This is a genomic window from Pyxidicoccus xibeiensis (assembly GCF_024198175.1).
GTDB lineage: Bacteria > Myxococcota > Myxococcia > Myxococcales > Myxococcaceae > Myxococcus > Myxococcus xibeiensis.
In genome coordinates, this window is record NZ_JAJVKV010000001.1 from 784,119 (window position 1) to 806,400 (window position 22,282).

Genomic DNA, 22,282 nt, shown 5'->3' on the forward strand with positions numbered 1-22,282 from the left:
GGGCCGCCCGTGTGGCGGCCTGCCCCGGGCCCGCGCTCGAGGCCCGCGGCCTACTGGAAGCCCGACTCGAACAGGAGCTTCGGCTCGTCGGGCTGGTCCTCGTCTTCCCCGTACAGCTTGAAGTTGAGCCGGGCCCTGTCTCCGTCGAGGTCCACCTCGATGGTGCCCACGTTGAGGCCACCCACGGGCTGCTGGAGCACGCGCGCCATGCTGCCGCCCAGCAGGTGGATGCGCGCGCGGTCCCCGTCCAGGTCGCTCATGGCGAAGTGCGTGCGGGGGATGTGGCGCGCCAGGTGCCAGTCCATCGACGACATCTTGTGGGTGATGGAGCTGGACACGAACTGGTGGAGCGACGTCGGCGGCTGCGTGCGCCAGTCACACCGGGCCGCGTAGCCCACGTGCACGTCACCGCAGACCAGCACCACCTGCTGCCGGGGATGGTGCTGCTGGTGGCGCTTGATGAGCTCCAGCATCCGGCAGCGGTCCGTGCGGTACTGCGGGTGCATCCACCGGTCGTGCGCGTCCTCGCGGAAGCTGCCCGGCACGTACCGGGCGACGCGCGACAGCCAGGACGGCATGAAGAACGGCGGGACGCTCAGCATGATGAAGAGCACCGGCGCGTCGGCGTTCGCGTTCAGCCACGTGGAGAAGTGCTCCAGCTGGTGGGGCGCGAAGACGCGCGCATGGTCTCCATCCGTGGACCGGCGCTCGGAGCGCACGTCGAGCACGTAGCCCGCCGCCGCGCCGTACTCGAAGGAGTAGTCGTACGGGCCCTCGTCGCCGGGCCTGAAGGCCTGCACGCGCGAGTGCTGGTAGTCGCGGTACGCCGCCTCCGCCGCGTCGCGCACGTGGCGCCACTGCTTCGTGTGGTGCTCGGGGAGCGAGCCGTAGTTGTCCACCACCTCGTGGTCATCGAGGATGGGGTAGCCGGGGAACAGCGCCTGGAGCGCGAGCCAGTCCGGGTGGCCCCAGTTGCGCCGGTAGCGCCCGTGGTACACCGCCCGCGCCTCGTCGTGGGTGCACTCGAGCATGCTCTCGCGGCCCGGCGGTCCCACCGTCTTGAAGTACTCGGGGTCGAACAGCGACTGATTCTCCGGGAAGTCCGCGTAGAGCTGGTCCCCCGCCCACAGCACCAGCTTCACGTCGCAGCGCTCCCACGCGGTGCGCGCGAGGCGCAGCATCCGCACGCCCAGCTCGTGCAGCTCCCCGTTCATGTCGAAGGGCTGGTGGCAGCTCGCCACGCCGATGCAGAAGCGCCGGGGCATCTGGCCGGGCCTCGCTGGAAGCGTCTCGAACCGCCCCTCTCCGACGAGCACGCCATCCGCGCGGCTCAGCCGGAAGCCGTAGCGCGTCACCGGCTCCAGCGGCCGGGCGCCGGGGACGTCGTCCGGAAAGGCGAAGGCGAAGGTATGGTCGGCGTGGGCGCGGTCTCCCATGTCCACCGCGTAGGTGACGCGCTCGGACGGCACCGCCGCGAGCCACAGCTCCAGCCGGTGTGTTCCCCCGCCCGGTGAGCGCATCCAGAGGCGCGCGCCGCGCGGGCTCACCCGCCCCACCGCCACGGCGCGCTCAAGCTGCGGAACCCCCGTCGTCATGCCCTCACATTGGTGTCTCCGGGGGCTGCGGACCACCATCCGCACGCTCGAAGCCCCGCGGTGCCCTGCCCTGCCCCACCGCATGGAGGGCAGCCAGGGAAGCGGCATCGGGCGGGGCGTTCCGGACCCTTCCTCTCCCCTCCTGAAAATCCCCCTTAATTATTTTTCAAGACGGCGGCGGGCGCGGGCCCTCCTGGGGGACGGAAACCCACAGAGGCCCCGACCGCATGACTCCAGAATCCGTCCATCGCTCCGCCGCCCCCGTGACGGGTGCGCCGAGCCGACGCCCGCCGCTCGTCGTGGCCGGCCTGGGCGCCCTCGTCCTGCTCTCGGGCGTGGCACTGCTCATGCGGGGCGCCGGTGACGCGGAGTCCCGCGCCGCCGCCGAGGCCGTCGCCACCGCCGCGCGCAAGCAGGCCCCGTCCGGGCCGGAAGGCACGGGCGGCCACTCCGGCCAGGGCCACGCGCAGGAGGAGGAGGCGCCGCCGCGCTTCGACGCCACCCTCTGCTGGCAGGACCTCGAGCGCTTCAACGAGGCGGTGACGATTGGGAACTTCCGCCAGTGGGCCGCGCCCCTGCTCGCGTCGAAGGACCCCAACGTGCGGGACTACCTGCGCGAGCGCCTCACGGAGCTCATCGGCAACGACGCGGCCAGGGCGACGGAGGTGCTGGGCTGGGCCCGTGACGCGCAGCCGCGCGAGTTCAACGTCATCCTGATGGCGCTGCGTGCCTCGGAGGCCGTGCACCAGCCGGCCGTCGCCGCGCGGCTGCTGGACGAGGGGCTGAACCTCGAGCTCGACGGCCCGCGCCGCGCCGGCATCCTCTCCGCGCTGGACTCGCAGAAGCGGCTGGAGCCGGCGGCGCTGGACAGGCTGGCGGCGTTCGCGAAGGAGCCGGTCTCCGGCGAGGCGGGCTGGGCCGCCACGCGCACCATCGCCCGCGTCATGAAGCGCGACTTCAACGCGAAGGGGAACCTCGCGCCGTACATGGACAAGCTGCTCACCATCGGCACCGAGTCGCCCGACGAGGAGATTCGCTACCTGGCGCTGTCCATGCCCATGCACGCGACGCCCGTGCTGGATGAGCAGACCACCGCGCGCTACTCGAAGGTCCTCACCAGCGAGGGCAGCCCGGACGGCCGCGAGGCCGCGGCGCACAACCTCTCCGTGTCGGGCGGTGACAAGGCCCGGACGCTGGCGCTGTTCGCCCGGTCCTTCCAGACCGAGCAGGAGGTGTGCGTGCGCTGGGCCCTGTTCCGCTTCGCCGCGCGCGTGGCCGGCCAGCAGGCGCTCCCGGTGATGGCGGAGATGGCCCTCGTCGACCCGCGCTTCCAGCCCCAGCACCAGGTCTTCGAGCGCATCTACGCCAGCGGCACCCTCGACTTCGTGCGGGTGTGGAACAGCCTGCCCGACCAGGACCCCTTCGGCTGCCTCGACCGCCACGAATGAGCACGGAGCCCTCCGCCATGCTGCGTCCCTCCATCTTCCGCGCGAGCACGCTCGGCCTGCTCGCCCTCACGCTCTGCCCCCTCCTGCCCCTTCCGGCCGCCGCGCAGCAGGAGGCGCCCGCCCTCCGGCCCCAGGCCTGCTCCGTCGGCGGGCTGATGGACAGCATCCGCCGCGGGCTCGGCTCGAAGTCCGAGGCGTACAAGAAGTACCTGCGCACGCTGCTGCGCGAGTCCGCCGTCACCCTGCCGGACGCGGAGCTGCGCGCGGCCTTCGAGCGTGAGACGGACCCCGTCATGGTGGAGCACCTCGCCGCCGCCCTGGTGGCGCGCACCGAGCGCGGCGCGGACCCCGGCGCCATGGGCGTGGTGGCCAGGCGCATCCAGCAGGAGCGCGACCCGGCCCTGCGCGTCGCCAGCCTGCGCGCCCTGCGGCGCACCAGCGCCACCGAGAACACGGGCGAGCTGTACGAGCAGCTGGTGCGGGATGCCTCGCCCGAGGTGCGCCAGGAGGCCGCGACGAACCTCATCGAGGACAACCAGTTCGTCTACTCGGGCCACCACGGCCCGGCCGCGGACGCGGCGGTGGGCGCGGCGGCGGCCTCCACGGACCCGAAGGTGACGGCGCGAATCCTGGACAACGTCTCCACCGAGCACATCAGCGCGGAGTCGACGGACCAGCTCAAGTCGCTGCTGCGCAGCGACGATGCCCAGGTGCGCCGGGCGGCGGTCAACGCGCTGGGCGGGGTGCCCACGGAGCAGATGGGCGGCGCCCGCGAGACGCTGCTCGCCATGTACCGCGGCGAGCAGGACTCCGGCGTCCGCAAGCTGCTGCTGCAGAGCCTTGCGCAGCTCGGCTTCGCCGGAGCGATTCCCGACCTCCAGCGGCTGCGCGGCGTGGACCCCGCGCTGGCGCCGGAGGTAGACGCCTGGATTCGGGTTCTCGGCATGGGCCTTCAGGAGTGGAGCCTGATCCTGAGGGAGAAGCAGCGGTTGCAGCAGGCTCCATGACAAGCACGAGCAGTCCCATCGGGGGCCGCTGTGACGGCCCGAAAGGAACGAAGATGCGGAGCTTCATGAAGACGGGTCTGGCGGCACTGGCCTCGCTGGCGCTGGTTCCCGCGGCGGTGACGGCGCACGAGGTTCGCGGCACGCACACCGGCACGGTGACGGCCCTCACCACCTATCCCAGCAGCGGCAGGTACCACGGCGCCATCGATATCGGCGCCGGCGGCCGGTGCAACTACTGGGGCGCGGAGACGGGCGTGGTGGGCTCGGTGTCCTGGAACGTCACCATCCGCACCACGGGCGTCGTGTGCAACGGCAGCGGCAGCGGCAACCAGAACGAGGCGAAGCACGTCTGGCAGAGCGGCTGGACGTTCCGCCAGTGGCACTTCATCAAGACGAGCGACTCGTACGACCGCACGTGTGACCGCTGCCAGGTCGGCAACATCGGAGGTACCGGCAACGCCAGCGGCCCGCACGCGCATCTGCAGCAGGACAAGCTCGGGACCAACGACACGTCCTGGTACCAGGGCTACACCAGCCAGGGCGAGGCCGTCAGCCGCTCGGAGACCCTCGGCTACCTGGACTAGCGCCTCGCGCGCTTCCGGCCGGGGGGCGGCGCTCCACCCTCCCCCTCCGCTTCCCGGCCGGGAGCCTCGTAAGGGCTCAGCCCACCTTCAGGCCCTTGGGGCGGGCCATCAGCCGGTCGACGTAGGCGTCGATGGTCGCCCGGCCCGTCTTCGCGCCCTGGATGCGCATCCAGATGAACATCGAGCCGAGCATGACGTCGGCGGCGGTGAACCAGTCGCCGAACAGCCAGGGCCCGTCGCCGAGCTCGCTCTCCACCGCGTTCAACATGCTCTCGTAGTCCGTCCAGCCGCGCTGGGGCGCCGTCTGCTGCTTCATCAGGTGGTCGCCCACGGAGGGCTCCACCTGCGCGGTGGCGTACACCAGCAGCGACAGGTAGCGCCCGCGCTCCGGGGCTCCGATTTTCGGCGCGAGGTTCGCCTCGGGGTACTTGTCCGCCACGTAGATGCAGATGGCCGGCCCCTCGAAGACGCGGGCCGCGCCGTCCACCAGCGCGGGCAATTTCCCGGCGGGATTGATTTTCAGGTACTCGGGCGTCTTGTGCTCGCGCTTCCCGAGGTCGATGGGCACCAGCTCGTACTTGGCGCCGGCCTCATCGAGCAGCCACTTGGCGATGGTCGCACGGCTCCTGGGATTGAAATAGAGCTTCATCTCGACGCCTCCTGCGGTTGGGGACCTTCACTCTCCGTGTAGCAGAACGCCTCGATGCGGCGGCGCATTCGTCGCCTACCCGCGCCGCTTCGCGCCCAGCCTCGCCCCGGGAGAGTCCGGCTCCTTGGGCAGGTGCCGCAGCCCCATCCAGCCCAGCGCGGCGACATGGCGCGCCACATGGTCGATGGAGAACGAGCGCCCGTCCGCGGCCCACCACTGCCCCACCTGCGTCACCATGCCCACCAGCGCATTCGCGTAGATGGGCGCCACCTTCGGGTTGAACCCCGCGCGCTCGAACTCGCTGCGGAAGATGTCACCCACCCGCTGCGCCAGGTCATCGATGACGCGCGTCAGGCCCCGGCGCGCGGTGCTCAGCGGCGAGTCGCGCGTGAGCACCGCGAAGCCCGCGGGCTCCTCCTTCGCGTACGTCATGAAGGCCAGCACCGCCGCCTCGAAGCGCTCGCGTGGCGAGCCCTGGGAGATGCTCTCCGACATGCGCGCCACCAGGTCGTCCATCTCCCGGTCCACGATGGCCGCGTACAGCCCCTCCTTCGCGCCGAAGTGCTCGTAGACGATGGGCTTCGACACGCCCGCCTGCTGGGCAACCTCCTCAATCGAGGTCGCTTCGTAGCCGTGCGAGGCGAAGACCCCCCGCCCGACCTCCATCAGCTGGACCCGCCGCTCAGCCGCCGTCAGTCGTTTCTTCGCCGCCAAGTTGACCTCCAACCTACCCGCGAGTAACTTACTCCAACGAAACCTACTGGCCAGTAACCAGTCGGCCGAGCTGGAGCCTCCCATGTACCTCGCCCTCTGTGGAGCCGTCTTCCTGGCGGCGTATCTGCTCAACATCCTCACGATTACGGTGGGTTACCACCGGGGCCTCGCGCACAAGGCGGTGCGCCTGCACCCGGCGCTGAAGCGGGTGGTGATTGTGGGCGGCAACTGGCTCACGGGCCTGGACCCGAAGGCCTGGGTGGTGATGCACCGGCTGCACCACGAGCACTCGGACACGCCGCTGGACCCGCACTCGCCCGTGAACGTGGGCATCCTCGGCATCGGCATGGAGCAGCTGCGCAACTACAAGCGCGTCATCATCGGGCTGGCGCGCGAGGAGCCGGAGTACACGCGCTATGCGAAGGACCTCGACTTCCCGCTCAACGCGCTGAACCGCACGAAGCGCTGGTACCTGCCGTACCTGCTGCACGCCGCCGTGGGCCTGGGGCTCGGGTTCGGCATCGGGTGGCTGCTGGGCGCGGCCTACTTCTTCGGGATGATGAGCCACCCGGTGCAGGGCGGCCTCGTCAACTCGCTGGGGCACGCGGTGGGCGGGCGCAACTTCGACACGGACGACAACTCGCGCAACAACCACCTGGCCGCGTGGCTCATCTTCGGTGAGGGCTTCCAGAACAACCACCACCGCTACCCGGGGTCCGCGTCCTTCTCCTACCGCCGCCACGAAATCGACATGGGCTACGGCGCCTGCGTGCTACTGGAGAAGCTGGGCCTTGCCACCATCCAGCGCGACTACCTCATCCCGCGCCCGCCCAGGGAGCACTCCGTGGAAGCACAGGTCCAATCCTGACCACCCAGGCCGTAGAGAAGCCGAAGCTGCGGGGCGTGCTGCACCAGTTCGCCGCCGTGGGCGCGCTCGGAGCGGGCCTGGTGCTCGTCTCCATGGCGCCCACGCCCCGGGCCGCCGCCGCGGCGGCGCTGTATGCCCTCAGCCTGGTGGTGCTGTTCACCGTCAGCGCCACCTACCACCGCGTGGACTGGTCCACGCGCGGGCGGGCGTGGATGCGGCGCATGGACCATGCGTCCATCTTCATCCTCATCGCGGGCACGTACACGCCCATCGCGCTGATTGGCATCTCCGGCGCGGCGGGTGACAGCCTGCTGCTGGCCATCTGGGGCGGGGCGCTCGTCGGGGTGGTGAAGTCCCTGTTCTGGGCCCATGCACCCAAGGTGGTGACGGCGGCGCTGGCCGTCGCGGTAGGCTGGACGCTGGTGCCCTACCTGGACGAGGCACGCGCCACGCTCGGCGCGCTGGAGCTGACGCTCATCCTCGCGGGCGGCGTCGCGTACACGGCGGGAGCGCTCGCGTACGCCTTGAAGCGGCCCGACCTGAAGCCCGGCGTCTTCGGCTACCACGAGGTGTTCCACGCGCTCACCATCGTCGGTGCGGGGCTCCATTTCGTGGTGGTGCTGCGGCTCGTCCGCGCGGCGGCCCCCCTGGCGGGGTGACGGCGGCGGGAAGCCGCTGCTGCGACAGGCGCCGCGAAGAGGCCGACGGCCCGGTAGGGTGGCCCCGGCCTCAGCGCTCCTGTCCCGCCGCGTGCAACTGCACACGCACGCGCTGGGGAGCGCCGCTCGTGGACAGCTCCACCAGTGACTGCCCGGCCCGTCCGTCCGCCGTGCTCGCCCGCAGGACGTAGCGGCCCGGGGTGAACGGCCCCAGCTCGAAGGTCCCTTCCGCCGCGCGGACCCGCAGCGAGCGGGCCGCCACGGGCGCCACGCGCCCCGCCCCCTCCGCGCCGGGACGCGTGTTCCCGAGCGACATCACCGTCAGCGTGTACTCCGGCACCAGCACGCCCTCCGGGCTGCGCACCTCACCCGTGACAGCCACACCCTTGCCGAGCTTCAGCACCACCTTCTCCGCGGCGCAGTCCAGCTCCGTCCCGGCCGTCCCCACGTAGCGGGGATGCGTCGCCCAGGCGGTGCAGCGGGCCACGGGAGGCGCCTCCAGCGAGAACCGTCCCCCCGCGCCCGACAGCGCCTGGTACGTCTCGAAGGGACTCGGGCCGCGCGCCGCCTCCGTGCTCGGCAGCACCACCACCGCCGCGCCCACCAGCGGACGGCCCTCCGGGTCCTCCACCGTGCCGCTCATCCGCCCGGGAGCGCGTGGCAGCGCGAGGTCCACGCCGCCCGCCGTCTGCCCCGCCGTCGTCGTCACCTCGCGCTCCAGCGCGGAGAGCCCGGGACGCCAGCGGCCCCCCGGTGCGAGCACCACGCGCTGCGCACCCTCGCCCAGCGGCGACAGGCGGTAGCGGCCCTCCGCGTCGCTGAGCGCCACCACGGGCGCCACGCCATGCGCCTCCGCCATGGCCGCGACGGGCATCCCCGCCACGGGCTTTCCGTCGCTCCCCACCACCCGGCCCTCCACGGTGGCGGGCGCCGGCAGCGTCAGGCCCGTGGACACCTGCTGCCCCGGCCCCACCGGCTGCGAGGCGGAGCGGACCGCGCCCAGCTTCTCGTGCGCCGCCGCCAGCACCACCTGCCCGGCCGGCACGCCCTCGAAGCGGAAGCGCCCCTGCGCATCCGCGAGCGCGAGCCGCGCCGGCATGCCGGTGTCCGGCCCCGCGACGACGTCCAGGCGCACGCGAGCCCCAGCGGCCGGCGTGCCGCCAGCGGCGGTGACGGAGCCCACCAGCGTGCCACCGGGCTCCAGCCTGAGCTCCGCCGTGGACGGAGCGCCCCGGCCCACCACCATCGGACTCGCGGCGTGCTCACCCCGGGCGCCGAGCGCCTCCAGCCGGTAGGTGCCCTCCAGCAGTCCCTCGAAGCGGAACGCACCCCGGATGTCCGAGCGCGCCACATCGTCGAGGGGCAGCAGCGGATCCGTCGCGCTCAGCCGCACCACCGCGCCCGTCACCGGGCGGCCCAAGGTGTCCTTCACCAGGCCCGTCACCACACGCCCCGGCGAGAGGGCCACGTCGGCCTCCGCCCGCTCGCCAGCCACCACGGCCACGGGCGCGCTCAGCCCCACCTGGTCTTCCCAGCGCACCAGCAACTGCACCTGCCCCGGCTCCAGTTCATCCAGCGCGAAGCTCCCCGTGGCATCGGCGCGCGTCTCGGAGGCCGCGGCCCCACCGACGACCCGGACCCGCGCGCCCTCCGGACGCCGGCCCGCGGTCGCCGTGTGCACACGCCCTCCCAGCCGTGCCGCCGGCCGTGGCTCCACGTCATGCGTGAGGTCGCCCGCCACCACGCGCGCGGCGCGGTCCGGAGCGTGGTCCGAAGCACGCACGAGGACCTCGTACACCCCGGGCCGCACCTGGAGGGCATAGGCCCCGTCGGCGCCCGTCTCCACTTGATGGAGCTCGACGGCCGCGTCGGCGGCCCCCAGCGTCACTGCCTCCACCGTGACGACGGCCCCCGGCAGCGCCGCGCCACCCGCGCCCCGCACCCGGCCCGACAGCACCACCGTGCCCGGCATGAGCGTGAGCTCGGCGCGCGCGGTGGCACCGGAGGCCACCTCCACCACCTGAGGGCCCGCCGTGCCCGAGGGCCCCGACGCCGTCACCGCATACTGTCCCGGCGGCAGCGGGCCGACGTCGAACGCGCCACCCGCGCCCACGCCCACCGCCCGCACCTCCGGCAGCCGGCGAGGCCCGCGCAGCGCACCGGCCAGCACCCGGGCCACCGTCACCCGTGTGCCCTCGACACTCCCGCCGTCAGGGGCCCGCACCGCGCCGGACACCTGACCGGGCGCCGCGTCCGACGGGAGCAGCGCCCAGCGAGCATCCAGTGAGTCCCCGCCCCCGGCCGCCGCCTCGGGAGCGGCGCCGGCATCCGGAGGCATGTCCCCCGGAGAGACGGGAGCGCGCAGCGCCCACCACGCCGCGCCCGCCGCGAGCAGCGCGGCGAGCACGGGCAGCATGAACCGAAGGCCAGACGTACGTCGGGGCGTGGTCATTTGCAGACGCTATCCGGGTCCGGCGCGTAGTAGTGCTTCTTGTCGGTGCTCTCGCGCAGACCGAAGGCGAAGAGCACCGAGCCGGGGAAGCCCGACGCGCCGCTGCCGCAGTGCGGTGTGGAGTCGAAGGCCTTCCAGCACTTCTTCGCCTTCTCATCCATGAAGGAGTCGGTCGGCATCTCGAAGAAGCCGTACACCAGGACGTGCAGACCGTGCTGCGGCGCCGGCTTGCCACCCGTGGCCCCGAAGCGGCAGTAGCGCAGGAGCTGCTCGTCCTTGAACGTGCCCGACCTCAGCTTCAGCTCGAGCGGGAAGATTTCGCCGAACACGATGTCGATGCCGTTTTGGGTGCGGAAGGCCTCGAAGCAGTCGATGAGGCTCGGCCTCCCACTCGGGCGGGGGTTCTTCTCTCCGCACGGAGTCGTGACGCGGTACTCGAACTCGATGAACTCATTGAACCCGTCCGCGGTCTTTCCATCGCCGCACATCGCCTCGGCGAGCGCTTCGTGGAAGTCGGCCTCCAAGGCGAACGTCGGGTTGCCCATGAGCGTGGCGGCCACCTTCTGGAACGCCGCCTCGGCCACGGGCATCAGGAACTGGTTGGCCGCCCACTCCGCGAGGCTCCGGTAGAGCGTGCTGACAATCTTCTCCTTGAGGCACTTCTTGATGATGACGTCCATCGAGCGCAGCACGTCGGAGATGGAGATGGAGATCATCATCGAGCCGAGCCCGAACTCACCCGACGGGTCCGTGCGGTTGAGCGGATTGCCGAGCGCGTACGCGTACCGGTGCAGGGTACGCGGGTCCTTGCTGGCCGCACCGAAGGCGTCCGGGGTGAGGAAGCGGCCGGTGGCCGGGTGGTACCAGCGGGAGCGCAGATAGACGAGGCCGGTCGCCACGTCCTGCCGCTCGCCGGTGTAGCCATGGCCCAGCGCCTCGCCCTGCCCGCTCCGCTCGCCAAAGGGCGTGAAGCCGGCACGGGAGACCAGGGCCGCCGAGGCATCGGTGGCGCCAACCACGTCCCCCTGCAGGCCGGCCAGCAGGTGGCGCGCGCCCGTCCCCGCGTGGAGCGAGGCGACCCCTTCGGGTCCGAAGGCGGGCGCCAGCGGACCGCCGGCACCGCCGTACTCCAGCGCGCACTCGCTGTACCCGCGCGGCGCCTGGGGCAGCGGCAGGCAGCGGCGGGTGCCGCTCGCGTCGGTACGCGACAGCAGCCGGCCCGCCGCGTCGTAGGCATAGCCCACCCGCTGGCCGTCGGGCAGCTGCACCTCCGTGAGCCGGTCGAGGTCGTCGTAGCTGAAGCGGGTGGTGCCGGTGGGCGCGTCGATGCGCTCCAGCGCCCCGCGGCCCGACCACGTATAGGTGGTGGTGCCGGCCGGGCCCGTCTCCGACAGGAGCCGGTCATCCGCGTCGTAGCTGTAGGTCGTGGTGCCGCGCGAGTCGGTGCGCGACGCCAGGTTGCCCACCGCGTCCCAGGTCCGGCCCACCTCTTCCAGCACGGTGCCGCTGGCGTCCAGCTGGCGCTCCACCACGAGGCGGCTGAGCGCGTCGTAGGTGTACTCGAAGCGGCCCTCGGGCGAGCGCTGGCCCACCACGCGTCCCCGCGTGTCGTAGGTGTACTCGTGCACGGAGAGCACGTTGCCGCCCGCGCGGTGCTCCACGCGGGTCGGCCGGTCCAGGTCCCCGTAGTCGTGGGTGGTGACCACGCCGTTGGGGCGCTCGATGCGGGACAGCCGGCCGAGCGCGTCCCAGACGTAGGTGGTCAGCCCGCCGGACGGGTCCATCACGCCGGTGAGGCGGCCGCCGGCGTCATGGGTGTAGTGGGTGGTGAAGGCGCTGCCGTCCGGCGTGGTCGCCTTCACCCGCGCGAGCCGGCCGCTCTCGGTGTAGTCGACGTCGAGCCGCGCGCCGTCGCTCGTCTCCAGGCGCGTCGTATCCCCCACCCCGTTGACCCAGCGGGCCACGTTGCCCCCGGGGCCGCCGAGCGTCGTGTGGGCGCCGAGCACCGGGTCGTAGGTCGACTCCAGCGTGCCGCCGCCCGGCAGGTCCGTGAAGGTGCGCTGGCTCTCGTGGCGGTAGCGCACCGTGGTGCCGTCCGGGCGCGTCCACGTCACGATGCGGCCGCCCGAGTCGTGCGTGTAGAGCTGGGTGCGGCCCGCGGGCGTGGTGAGCTGCTCCACCCCCGCGGGGCCGAGGTCGATGACCGTGGTGCGGCCCAGCGCGTCCATCACCCGCGTCACGTCGCCCACCGGCGTGCGGGTGTAGCGCGTCGTCCCGCCCAGTCCGTCGGTGATGGCCGCGAGCCGGCCCTGGCCGTCATGCGCGTATTCCCAGTGCACGCCCTCCAGGTCGTCGAAGGAGCGCATCGGCGGCACGTCCTCCATGTCGTCGGATACCTCGTACGTCCAGCTCGCGGAGATGCCTCCGGGGTAGGTCACCCCGTTGCGCCGGCCGTTGGCGTCGTACTGGACCTGGAAGGTGCGGCCCTGCGGCGTGGTGACGCTGGTGGGCTGGCCGCTCCCGTCATAGGTGACCTGGTGCCGCTGGCCGGTGCCGTCCTCCAGCCCGGTGACGCGGCCCGCCTTGTCGTACTCCATCCGCTCCAGCACGCCGGAGGCGGACGAGCGCTCCACCACGCGGCCAGCGGCGTCGTACTTCGTGAACACCGTCCCCTGGGCGCTGGAGGCCTCGATGATGCGGCCGGCGGCGTCGTACTTGAACTGCTCCACGCCGCCGTTGCGCTGCACCGAGGCGAGCCGGCCCAGGGCGTCGAAGCGCGCCTGCTGCACGGGCTGGCCGTCCACGCGCAGGGCGGTGAGCGCCCCTTCCGGGTTGCGCTCGTAGTCCACGCGAACGCCGTCCGGGCGGGTGATGGACACGGGCATCGGGTCCGCGCCCTTGAAGGTGTAGTCGATGTTCTGCCCGCCGCCCATCTCCAGCCGGGTGATGCGGCCGGCGCGGTCCAGTCCCACGCGTGAGAGGGCCCCGCCCCGGTTGATGGTGGCGGTGAGCGTCGCGTCGTCGTACGTGGTGGTGACCTCGTTGCCCGACTCGTCCTTCACGAACACCTCGCGGCCGCGCGAGTCGAGCCGGGTGGTGTTCGAGCGGCCCTGGTAGTCGGTGCTCACGATGGTGTCCGGGGCGGGATAGGAGAACGTGCGGGTGACGGTGCCGTCGGGCAGCACGTGCGCCACGGTGCGGCCGGCCGAGTCGACGTTCTCCTTGAAGCGGCGGCCCGCGCCGTTGGTCACCTCGAGGATGCGGTCCCCGCGCGGCGAGTAGGCCACCTGCGTGCGCTCGCCCATGGGGTTGACCAGGGCGGTGCGGCGGCCGCGCGCGTCGTACTCGGTGCTCCACACGTTGCCGAGCGGGTCGGTGCGGCTGGTCTCCAGCGAGGTGCCGGGCCTGTAGGTGAAGCGCGTCGTCTCGCCGAGCGGGTTGGTGACGCGGGTGATGTTGCCGTCCGCGTTGTACTCGCTCACCACGGCATTGCCGGCCGGGTCGATGAGGGTGGTGGTGCGCGCCACGTCGTCATACTCGGAGCGCATGGCCACGCCGGTGGCCGTCACGTGCAGCACCACGCGGCCCTTGTCGTCGTACTCGAAGCGCTCGGGGCGCTCGCCATCGGACGTGAAGGACACCATCCGTCCCTCGTCGTCGTAGGTGAAGGTCTGCACCCCGCCCTCGGCGGTGGTGGCGCGCACCAGCAGGCCCTGCTCGTCGCGCTGGTAGACAGCGCGCGCGCCGGTGGGCACGTTGAGCACGCGGGCGATGAGGCCGTCCGCGCCCCGCTCGAAGCGCACCAGCTCCGCGCCGTTGAGCTTCACGCCGTTCTCCGCCAGCTCCAGCTTCTGGCCCGCGCCGTCCTCGAGCGCCACCAGCTTCTTGGTGTCCAGGTCGAAGACGATGGTCTCTCCGAACTCCGTCTTGAGCTGGCCGTACTTCGGCTCCCAGAGGGTCTCGAAGTCCCAGTCGTACACCTCGTCACCCAGGACGACGACGTCGAAGTCCGAGTAGGGCGTGAGCTCCTCCGAGAGGAGCACCAGCGTAGCGCCCGTGGTGGTCAGCTCGCGGATGACCGGCTTCGCCGGGTGGATGCTGGACAGCGAGCCGTCATGCTCGAGGGTGACGTCGAACTCGTAGTTGCGCCCGTCATCGAGCCGCACGGAGAGGGGGTGGTCCACGGTGGGGCGGATGACGAAGCGGGGGATGAAGCGCCCCTCGAGCGCCACCACCCAGCCCTCCGCCAGCGGACGCGGCTGGGTGATGCGGGTGCTGTCCCACTCGTAGCGCCAGCCCTTGCCGAGCGGGCCGGCCGACAAGTCCAGCCCGTCATAGACGCGCTTGAGCTGCAGCGCCGCGGTGCGGGTCTGCACCTTCATCTCCGGGAAGGCCAGCCGCAGCGCCGGGGCCTTGCGGCCGCCGGAGGCGACCACCACCTCCAGCCGACGCTCGGTGACGTGGTTGGCGGCGTCCCGGGCGCTGACGACGACCTCGTAGCGGCCGTCGGACAGCAGCATCGGGTCCAGCTCGGCCAGCCGGCCGCCGCTCACGGGGGCAAGTCCCTCGGCGAGCGTCACGCAGCCGCTACCTTCGCCCAGGCGGCAGGCGCGCACGTCGAAGCCGGCCAGGTCGTCGTCCTGCACCGTCCCGGTGACGTCGCGCTTCGTGGTGATGCGCTGGCCGTGGGTGGGCGCCGTCACCTGCACGACGGGGCTGTTGGTGCCACCGGGCACCGCCACGCCGATGGCGAAGCGCTGCTCGGCCACATGGCCGGCGGCGTCGCGCACGCGCAGCACCACGGGGAAGCCGCCCTGGGCGTCGGCGGGCACCTGCCAGCTCACCTGGCCACCGGTGCTCACCGCCATGCCGGCGGGGCCCTCCACGCTCCAGGTCAGCTGCGTGTCGTCGGCGTCGGTGGCCGTGGCGGCGTACGCGTAGGTGACGCCAGCGGCGGAGGACAGCGGCGGGCGCGAGGTGATGCGCGGCGCGGCGTCGCCCGGCAGTACCTCCAGCTCGAAGGACTGGTCCGCGAAGAGGCCGGCCGGGTCGCTGACGCGCACGGTGACGGGGGCGCGGGTGCCCACGTCCTCCGCGCCCGGGCGCCAGGTGATGAGGCCCGAGAGCGGGTCCACCGTCATGCCCTCCGGCCCGGTGACGAGCCGGAAGGTGAGCACGTCACCGTTGGCGTCGCTGGCGAGCATCGGGTGCAGGAAGAGCACGCCCGCACGCGCGGTGGTGGGGGGCGTGCTGTCGAGGACGGGCCCCTGGTTCGCGCCATCCGGCCGGCCGGCGACGACGAGGTCGGCGCTGACGGTGGTCTCACCGTCGCTGGCGCTCAGGCGCAGCGTGTACGTGCCCGCCGTCGGGAAGGTGGCCTGGGTGTTGGCGACGGTGCGGTCCGTGAAGCTGACGGTGCCGGGGCCGCGCACCTGCGTCCACGACACGGCCAGCATGGGGTTGGGCAGCCCGTCGTCGGTGGCGCGGCCGCCGAGCGTGAGCGTCCCGGGCAGGGTGGCGCTCACCGCCGGACCCACCTCCACCACCGGGGGCAGGTTGTTGGGGCCGTCCAGCACCACCGTCACGTCGTCGCTCGCCTGGAGCACGCCATCCGTGGACGTCAGCCGCAGCACGTAGGTGCCGGCCGCGCCGAGCGTCACGGAGGTGGTGGGCTGCGCGGGCGTGCCGAAGGAGACATTCGACGGGCCGTCCACCAGCATCCAGCGCGAGGTGAGCGTGCCGCCCGTGGGCAGGCCGTCGTCCTGCGCGGTGCCCTCCAGGGTGAGGGTGCGCTGCGGATAAGTGACGCGGCGGTCGGGGCCGGCGCTCACCGTGGGCGCCTGGTTGGAGCGCGACACCTCGAGGGTGACGAGCACGGAGGAGCTGAGCGCGCCGTCATCCGCGGTGAGCCGCAGGCCGTAGGTGCCACCCGCTGAGAATGTCGCCTGGGTGGTGGCCTGGTTGGGACGGGTGAACGTCACCGTGCCCGGGCCGGACTCCTTCGTCCACGCGACGGTGAGCGTGCCGGTGGCCGGCAGGCCGTCATCGCTGACCGAGCCGGACAGCAGCGCCGGGCCGGGGTACGCGACGCGCGTGGGAGCGCTCACGCCCAGCTGCGGCGCCTGGTTGCTCAGGTCCGGCAGCACCTTGACCTGCATGATGGCGCTGCTGACGCGCTCGGTGTCGTTGGCGGTGTAGCGCAGCACGTAGTCACCGGGGACGGTGAAGCGCGCGGTGATGCGCTCCTGCGCGTCGCGCGCGAAGCCCACGGGGCCCGGGCCGCTGGCCCGCTCCCAGGTCGTCGTGACGGTGGCGCCCTGGGGCAGCCCGTCGTCGGTGACGCTGCCCTGCAGCGTGGCGAGCGCGTCCGGCAGGCTCACCGTCTGGTTGCCGCCGACGGAGACCACCGGAGGCTGGTTGCCAGCAGGCGTGGGGCGCGCGGTGATGACGGTGTCGGCGGCGCCGCTGAGCACCGAGTCGCTGCCCGTCAGCCGCAGCACGTAGGTGCCCGCGGAGGTGAAGGTGAAGGTGGTGGCCGCGGCCTGCGCGTTGCCGAAGACGCCGCCTGCCGGGCCGCTGACCACGTTCCAGCGCGCGGTGACGATGCCGCCCGTGGGACGGCCGTCATCCAGCACGGTGCCGGTGAGGTTGACCATGCGCGTGGGCAGCGTCACTTCCTGCGCGGGGCCCGCGCTCACCACCGGGGCCAGGTTCTGCTCGGGCGGGTTGCGCACCACCACGCCCTTCTCCGCCCACGCGGTGAAGTTCGTGTCGGAGACGCTCAGCCGCACCACGTAGGTGCCGGCCACGGGGAAGCGCGCCGTGGTGTCCGGCTGCGAGGCATCCGTGAAGGTGATGGTGGCCGGGCCGCTGACCTGCGTCCACGCCACGGTGAGGGCCGCGCCCTCGGGCAGCCCGTCATCGCTGGCGCTGCCGCCCAGGGCCAGCGTGTCCTGCGGCAGGATGAGGGACTGGTTGAGGCCCGCGGACACGCTCGGCGGCCGGTTCGTCGGGGCGGGCGCGCCCACGGCCACGCTCACCTCGGCGCTGCTGGACAGCTCGGTGTCCGTCGCCGTCAGCCGCAGCACGTACAGGCCCGTGGCGTCGAAGCGCACGCTGGTGGAAGCGGCCGTGGTGGAGGTGAACGTCGCCGTGCCCGGCCCGCTCACCTTCGTCCACTGCTGGGTGACGGTGCGGCCCACGGGCAGCCCGTCGTCCGTCACCGTGCCGGCGAGCGACACGTGGGTGTTGAGGGTGGCGGAGCGGTTGGGGCCGGCGCTGACCAGCGGCGGCTTGTTCACCGGCGGCGGCGGGTGGGCCACCACCGTCACGTCGGCGGACGTCTTGATGTGGCCGTCGAAGGCCGACAGCCGCAGCACGTACGTGCCGCTCTGCGAGAAGGACGCCTGGGTGCTGGCCTGCGTGGGCGTGGTGAACGTCACGTCCCCGGGGCCGCTCGCCTTCGTCCACTCCAGCGTCAGCGTGCTGCCCTGGGGCAGGCCGTCGTCGCTGGCGCTGCCGTGCAGCGTGGCGGTGGCCGGCAGGTTGACGGCCAGCGCGGGGCCCGCGTCCACCACGGGCGGGGCGTTGGCGCGCAGCACGTCCACCTCGATGTCATCCGCGCCCTGCAGCGCGCCGTCGGACGCCGTCAGCCGCAGCACGTAGCGGCCGGGGGCGGAGAAGCGCGCGTCGGTGACTTCGGCGGCGGGCGTGGTGAACGTCACGTCCCCGGGGCCGCTGACCTTCGTCCAGGCCATCACCAGCGGGCCGCCGGAGGGCAGCGCGTCGTCGCACGCCGAGCCGGTGAGGCGCACCACGTTGGGCGCGGTGCTCGCGCGGTCGGCGCCGAGGACGACGGTGGGCGCCTGGTTGGCGGGCGCCGTGTGCACGTAGGGGGCGGTGCCAATCGTCAGCCCGTACACGCGCGGGCTGTCGCCCTTGGTGGAGCGGCTGAGGGCCACCGTCACCTTGAGGTAGCGCCCGTTGGCCGGGTTGATGTCCTGGCCGTTGGGGGCCGGCAGGGCCGGGCCGAACGTCACCCCGTCCACGCTGCTGGCCGCGCTCACGCGCACCGTGCCGTCACCGCACACCTGGCCGGTCCAGCTCACCCGGCCCCACTCGGAGCCGGCCACGGTGCTGTCGAACACCGTGGAGTAGGTGCCGTTGTCCGGGGCGCCCGACAGGGTGCTGCCCGTCATGTCCGAGTAGTTGTAGAGGTTGCCGCCGAGGTGGCGCGTGGTGAAGTCCACCGCGCCCACGCGCGTCGTGCCGTCCCCGGCCCACACCGCGCCGGCGTTCGGGTTGATGCGGGTGACGGTGCCGCCGTAGTAGTTCGTCGCCCACACCTTGCCGGAGCCGTCCACCGCCACGCCCGTGGGGCCGCTGCCCACGGTGATGGTGCCCACGTGGCGGCCGTCGTTCTTCAGGTGGCCCACCGTGTTGCCATACAGCGAGTGGGCGACCCAGATGTCGCCATTGGGCGCGGCCACGCAGCCCTGCGCGTAGTAGCTGCCGTGGTTGTAGACGCCCAGCTGCGTGCCGTCCGGGGCGAACTTGTAGATGAGGTTGCCGCCCAGCGCGGTGTTCCACACGTTGCCGTACGGGTCGAGGCACAGGCCGTAGCTGTCGTGGCCGTAGCCCCGCCAGTTCACCCCGTTGACGCCGGTGAGCGGCTTCGCGGTGTCCCAGCGCATCAGGTTGCGCGCGCTCCAGATGACGCCATTCTTGTCGATGAGGCCGCCGTACCCGCCGTAGCCGACGCTGTTCTCCTGGCGGCGGATGGCGCCGGTGATGCCGTCGATGAGGTCGAAGTGCTGGCCGCCGGTGCCGCTCACCCAGACGTCGTTGTCCTCGGTGACGGACACGTGGCGGGTGCCGCTGGAGCGCACCTTGACGTAGTGGAGGATGCACTCGTCCGCCGCCGTCTGGATGGCCGCGTTGTTGGCGGTGCTGCTGACGTTGCCCCACGCGCGCACGTCACCGTAGCCCTGCGACGTGTCGATGACCCCGTTGTTGTTGCGGTCCTTGCACTGGCCGTTCTCCACCAGGCCGATGTGCGTCAGGCTGTTGTTGGCGCGGTTGGTGACCCACACGCTGCCGTTCTTGTCCACGGTGGTGCGCGACGGGTCCTTCGCCTCGTTGTTGGGCGCGGTCCAGAACTCCGCCAGCACGTTGCCCGTCACGGTGTCTATCTTCACCGCCGTGCCCTTGCTGGAGACGGCGACCCAGATGAAGTTGAAGGGCCGCGTGGTGTCGTCCAGGCGGATCTGCTGCCCGTCGCGCACCACGTTGATGACCTCGTCCTTCGGGTCCGGGTCCGTCGGGTCCACCTCGGTGCCCTGGCCGTCGCGCGGCAGCACCATCACCGTCATTTCGTCATGGGCCAGCAGCTGCGAGTCGCTGGCCGTCAGCCGCAGCACGTACGTGCCGGGCAGCTCGAAGGTGGCGCGGGTGGCGGTGGCCGTCGCGTCCGCGAAGAGCACCGTGCCGGGGCCGCTCACCTTCACCCAGCGGGTGACGAGCACCGAGCCCTGCGGCTGCCCGTCATCGGTGGCGGTGCCGGCGAGCGCCGCGTCCGCGGGCAGGCGGATGGACTGGTCCGGGCCGGCGTCCACCACGGGCGGCAGGTTGCCGCGGGCGACGTCCGTCTCCACCGAGGAGGACAGCGGGCCGTACGCGTTGGCGCGCGCGTCCTGCCACCGCACCTCGGCGCGGGCCAGCACGCGGCCGGAGGGCTGCGAGCCGGGCAGCGTGAAGCTGGCGGGCACCGACAGGCTCGCGCCGCGCGCCAGCGTGGTGGCCGGCAGCGCCAGCGTCTGCTCCGAGCCGTCCGGCAGCACCAGGCGCACCGCGACGGCGGACGCCTCGACGAGCCCGCGGTTGCGCAGCGTGACGGTGTAGCCGAGCGTGTCGCCGGAGGCGGCGGTGGCCGGGCCCGTCAGGGTGATGTCCACGATGGGCAGTTGGAGGAACGTCTTCAGCGCGCCGTCCACCGGGCCGTAGCCATTGGCCGCCAGGTCCGTCCAGCTGAGCGCGTGGGTGAAGGCCACGGCGCGCCCGTTGGCCGCGGAGAGCCGCGCACGGTAGGCGTCCTCGGCCTCGTCCCCGCCACGCGGCGGGACGGCCGGCGCCTGGGAGGCGAGCTGGAAGTCCCTCGACGCGCCCGGGGCGAGCGCGAAGGGCGCGGGCTCCATCGCCGGGCCGGAGTCCGGCTGCACGGAGAGCCTCACCTCGGGGGCCGGGCCGCTGCCGCCGTTCTTCACGCCGTACACCAGCGCCACCGGCTGGCCGGGCAGCAGCGTGGGCAGGGGCTCGGCGGTGAGCGACAGCGTGGGCAGCCGCTGCACCGTCTTCACCTCACGGGTGATGACGCCGTAGGGGTTGTCGGCCAGGTCCTTCCACTCCACCGCCACGCGCCCGGTGAGCACCCGGCCGTCCTCCGCCTGGAGCCGCTCGAGGTACGCGTCCGGCGACTCCTGCGCGCCGCGCGGCGCCAGCGCGGGCACCGTCCAGGACACGGTGTGCGTCTGGAAGGTGGCGGAGTCCATGCGCGGCAGCGCCACGGGGGTCTGCGTCCCGTCCGGGAAGGTCACGGTGACGAGGCCGCTGGACGCCTTGCCCTGCCCCAGGTTGAAGACGGTGAAGGTGTACGGCAGCGTCATGCCCGGCGTGACACACGGCGGAGCGGACAGGCTCACCGTCAGGCGCGGCAGGTTGAGGCGGCCCGAGGAGAAGGCGTGCGCGGGCCGCGTGGGACGGGCCTCCGGGTCCGTGAAGCGCACCGTGGCCGAGGACGACACCGCCAGGCCGTCGTGCGCGGCCAGCCGCTGCTGGTACGCGCGCTCCGACTCGTCACCGCCGCGCGGCGCCTGCACCGGGGGCCGCTGCTTGAAGGTGACGACGCGGCTCTCCCGCGCGCCCAGGGCCCCCAGCGCCTGCTCGGCGGTGGCGGGCCCGCTGTTCACCGACGCCTCTGACGCGCGCGTGTCATTGGCGCGCGTGGTGGTGAGGTTGGCCACCGTCAGCGTGACGTCGTACTCCTGCCCCGGCACCGCGCGGGACGGCTGGCGCTGGTCGGCGCTCAGCGCGGGCACGGGCGGGAAGAGCGTGTTCCCATCCACCGCGTCCAGCAGCGTGCCGAAGCCCGGCTTGCCGGGCACCGGGCCGTACCCGGGCTCCACCTTCACCACGCCCAGCGCCACCACGTTGCCGTAGACGGCGCTGCCCTGCTTGTCCGTGGCGTCGGTGATGAGCACGCCGATGTAGTCGGGCAGCGTCTGCGGCGGGTTGCTCTGCCCGCCCTTGGACGACCAGCAGCCCTGCGTGAGGGGCGGCGTGCCGGCGGGGCGCGCGGTGGGCTGGCACAGCTCGAAGCCCGCGCGCGTGGCCGTCCACCCCTTGAACTCGGCGTGCGCCGCGAAGGCGCCGCCCGTCACCTGCTTCTCCCAGGAGTGGCCCCAGAAGTTCACCCGCTGCCCGAGCACGAGGCCCGGCGTGTTGCCGCCCCACAGCACGAAGCCGGTGGGCAGGTAGCGCGTCGTCGCCACCGCGTCCTCGGAGGGGCCGTGGAACACGTCACCGGCGAAGGTGGCCCGCACCGTGGCCGGGCCCGTGGGGCTCGCGGGCAGCGTGAAGGTGACGCGCGCGACACCGTCACCATCCGTGCGCGCGGAGGCGGAGAGCTCCTCGAAGGTGAAGCGCACCGGCTTGTTCGCCAGCGGCAGGCCGTCCGGCAGCGTGAGCCGCGCGCTCAGCACGTGCGCATGTCCCGCCGCGAGCAGCCGCGAGGCGTCGAGCACCAGCCGCGTGGGCGCGCGCTCAATCGTGACGTGTGTCTGCGCGCTCGCGGGCGCCTGCTCCGGGTCGCCCGCGAAGTGGAGCGTGAGCGGGTACTCGCCCGGCGCGGCGCTGGCAGGCAGCGTCGCGTACGCGGCGCCCCACTCGTTGGTGGTGGCGGAGGCCGCCGCGTCGCCGAGCTGGAACTGCACCAGCTTGCCGCCCAGGGGGCGCCCCTGCGCATCCGTGAGCAGCGCCTCCAGCGGGATGCTCGCGCCGTGCGTGGCGCGCCCGTGGCCGACATAGAGCAGCTCACTGGGACGGGGACCGGTGTCGGGCTCGGCGGGACAGTGCTCCGCGGTGGCCACGACGGCCGCACGCTGCTGGGCGATGGCGGGAGGGGCTGCGGCGGGAGCGGCTTCCTCGACCGGTGATGGCCTGTCGCATGCGACGGCGCCGACCAGGATGAGCACCGCGACACGCCACGCGAGCGACGAGCGAATCATTTTCCCCCCTTTTGAAAAACCCTGA

The 22,282-nt window shown here is 72.7% G+C and carries 10 protein-coding genes; 5 read left to right on the top strand and 5 right to left on the bottom strand.

What is annotated here, in order from left to right; all coding sequences use genetic code 11:
• Positions 1-50: 50 nt before the first annotated feature.
• Positions 51-1,595, bottom strand: coding sequence for an alkaline phosphatase D family protein (locus LXT23_RS03160; RefSeq protein WP_253978562.1), 1,545 nt, complete (start codon positions 1,593-1,595; stop codon positions 51-53).
• 227 nt (positions 1,596-1,822) lie between these two features.
• On the opposite strand from LXT23_RS03160, the gene LXT23_RS03165 reads away from it, so the two are divergent.
• Genes LXT23_RS03165 through LXT23_RS03175 form a run of 3 tightly spaced genes read left to right on the top strand, consistent with a single transcriptional unit; the run spans position 1,823 to position 4,634 of the window.
• Positions 1,823-3,043 carry a hypothetical protein gene (locus LXT23_RS03165; protein WP_253978563.1) on the top strand — a complete coding sequence of 407 codons (1,221 nt, stop codon included), beginning with the start codon at positions 1,823-1,825 and terminating at the stop codon, positions 3,041-3,043.
• A 17-nt stretch (positions 3,044-3,060) separates the two neighbouring features.
• The gene (locus LXT23_RS03170; RefSeq protein ID WP_253978564.1) at positions 3,061-4,050 is read left to right on the top strand and encodes a HEAT repeat domain-containing protein; all 990 of its coding nucleotides are present in this window, start codon (positions 3,061-3,063) and stop codon (positions 4,048-4,050) included.
• A 53-nt stretch (positions 4,051-4,103) separates the two neighbouring features.
• Entirely contained in the window at positions 4,104-4,634 is a 531-nt protein-coding gene (locus LXT23_RS03175; protein WP_253978565.1) for a hypothetical protein, read from the top strand.
• A gap of 76 nt (positions 4,635-4,710) precedes the next feature.
• On the opposite strand, the gene LXT23_RS03180 is transcribed toward LXT23_RS03175, so the two are convergent.
• Positions 4,711-5,283, bottom strand: a complete 573-nt coding sequence (locus LXT23_RS03180) for a glutathione S-transferase family protein (RefSeq protein WP_253978566.1) — start codon at positions 5,281-5,283, stop codon at positions 4,711-4,713.
• Between the two features lie 75 nt (positions 5,284-5,358).
• A complete protein-coding gene (locus LXT23_RS03185) occupies positions 5,359-5,997 on the bottom strand; it encodes a TetR/AcrR family transcriptional regulator (protein WP_253978567.1) in 639 nt (212 codons plus the stop codon).
• Positions 5,998-6,079: 82 nt separating this feature from the next.
• On the opposite strand from LXT23_RS03185, the gene LXT23_RS03190 reads away from it, so the two are divergent.
• Together LXT23_RS03190 and trhA are read left to right on the top strand one after the other, a co-directional pair.
• The gene (locus LXT23_RS03190) at positions 6,080-6,865 is read left to right on the top strand and encodes a fatty acid desaturase (RefSeq protein ID WP_253978568.1); all 786 of its coding nucleotides are present in this window, start codon (positions 6,080-6,082) and stop codon (positions 6,863-6,865) included.
• Entirely contained in the window at positions 6,862-7,524 is a 663-nt protein-coding gene (trhA, locus tag LXT23_RS03195; protein ID WP_256560586.1) for a PAQR family membrane homeostasis protein TrhA, read from the top strand. Before LXT23_RS03190 ends, trhA begins: the two co-directional genes overlap by 4 nt.
• A 70-nt stretch (positions 7,525-7,594) precedes the next feature.
• On the opposite strand, the gene LXT23_RS03200 is transcribed toward trhA, so the two are convergent.
• Positions 7,595-9,940, bottom strand: coding sequence for a carboxypeptidase-like regulatory domain-containing protein (locus tag LXT23_RS03200; protein WP_253978570.1), 2,346 nt, complete (start codon positions 9,938-9,940; stop codon positions 7,595-7,597).
• Between the two features lie 32 nt (positions 9,941-9,972).
• Positions 9,973-22,257: a PKD domain-containing protein gene (locus LXT23_RS03205; protein WP_253978571.1), complete on the bottom strand. Its 12,285-nt coding sequence runs from the start codon at positions 22,255-22,257 to the stop codon at positions 9,973-9,975.
• Between the last annotated feature and the right edge of the window lie 25 nt (positions 22,258-22,282).

Coding starts and splice junctions, on each gene's coding strand:
- LXT23_RS03160 (WP_253978562.1), bottom strand. CDS start 1,595: ATGACGACGGGGGTTCCGCAGCTTGAGCGCGCCGTGGCGGTGGGGCGG.
- LXT23_RS03165 (WP_253978563.1), top strand. CDS start 1,823: ATGACTCCAGAATCCGTCCATCGCTCCGCCGCCCCCGTGACGGGTGCG.
- LXT23_RS03170 (WP_253978564.1), top strand. CDS start 3,061: ATGCTGCGTCCCTCCATCTTCCGCGCGAGCACGCTCGGCCTGCTCGCC.
- LXT23_RS03175 (WP_253978565.1), top strand. CDS start 4,104: ATGCGGAGCTTCATGAAGACGGGTCTGGCGGCACTGGCCTCGCTGGCG.
- LXT23_RS03180 (WP_253978566.1), bottom strand. CDS start 5,283: ATGAAGCTCTATTTCAATCCCAGGAGCCGTGCGACCATCGCCAAGTGG.
- LXT23_RS03190 (WP_253978568.1), top strand. CDS start 6,080: ATGTACCTCGCCCTCTGTGGAGCCGTCTTCCTGGCGGCGTATCTGCTC.
- LXT23_RS03200 (WP_253978570.1), bottom strand. CDS start 9,940: ATGCTGCCCGTGCTCGCCGCGCTGCTCGCGGCGGGCGCGGCGTGGTGG.
- LXT23_RS03205 (WP_253978571.1), bottom strand. CDS start 22,257: ATGATTCGCTCGTCGCTCGCGTGGCGTGTCGCGGTGCTCATCCTGGTC.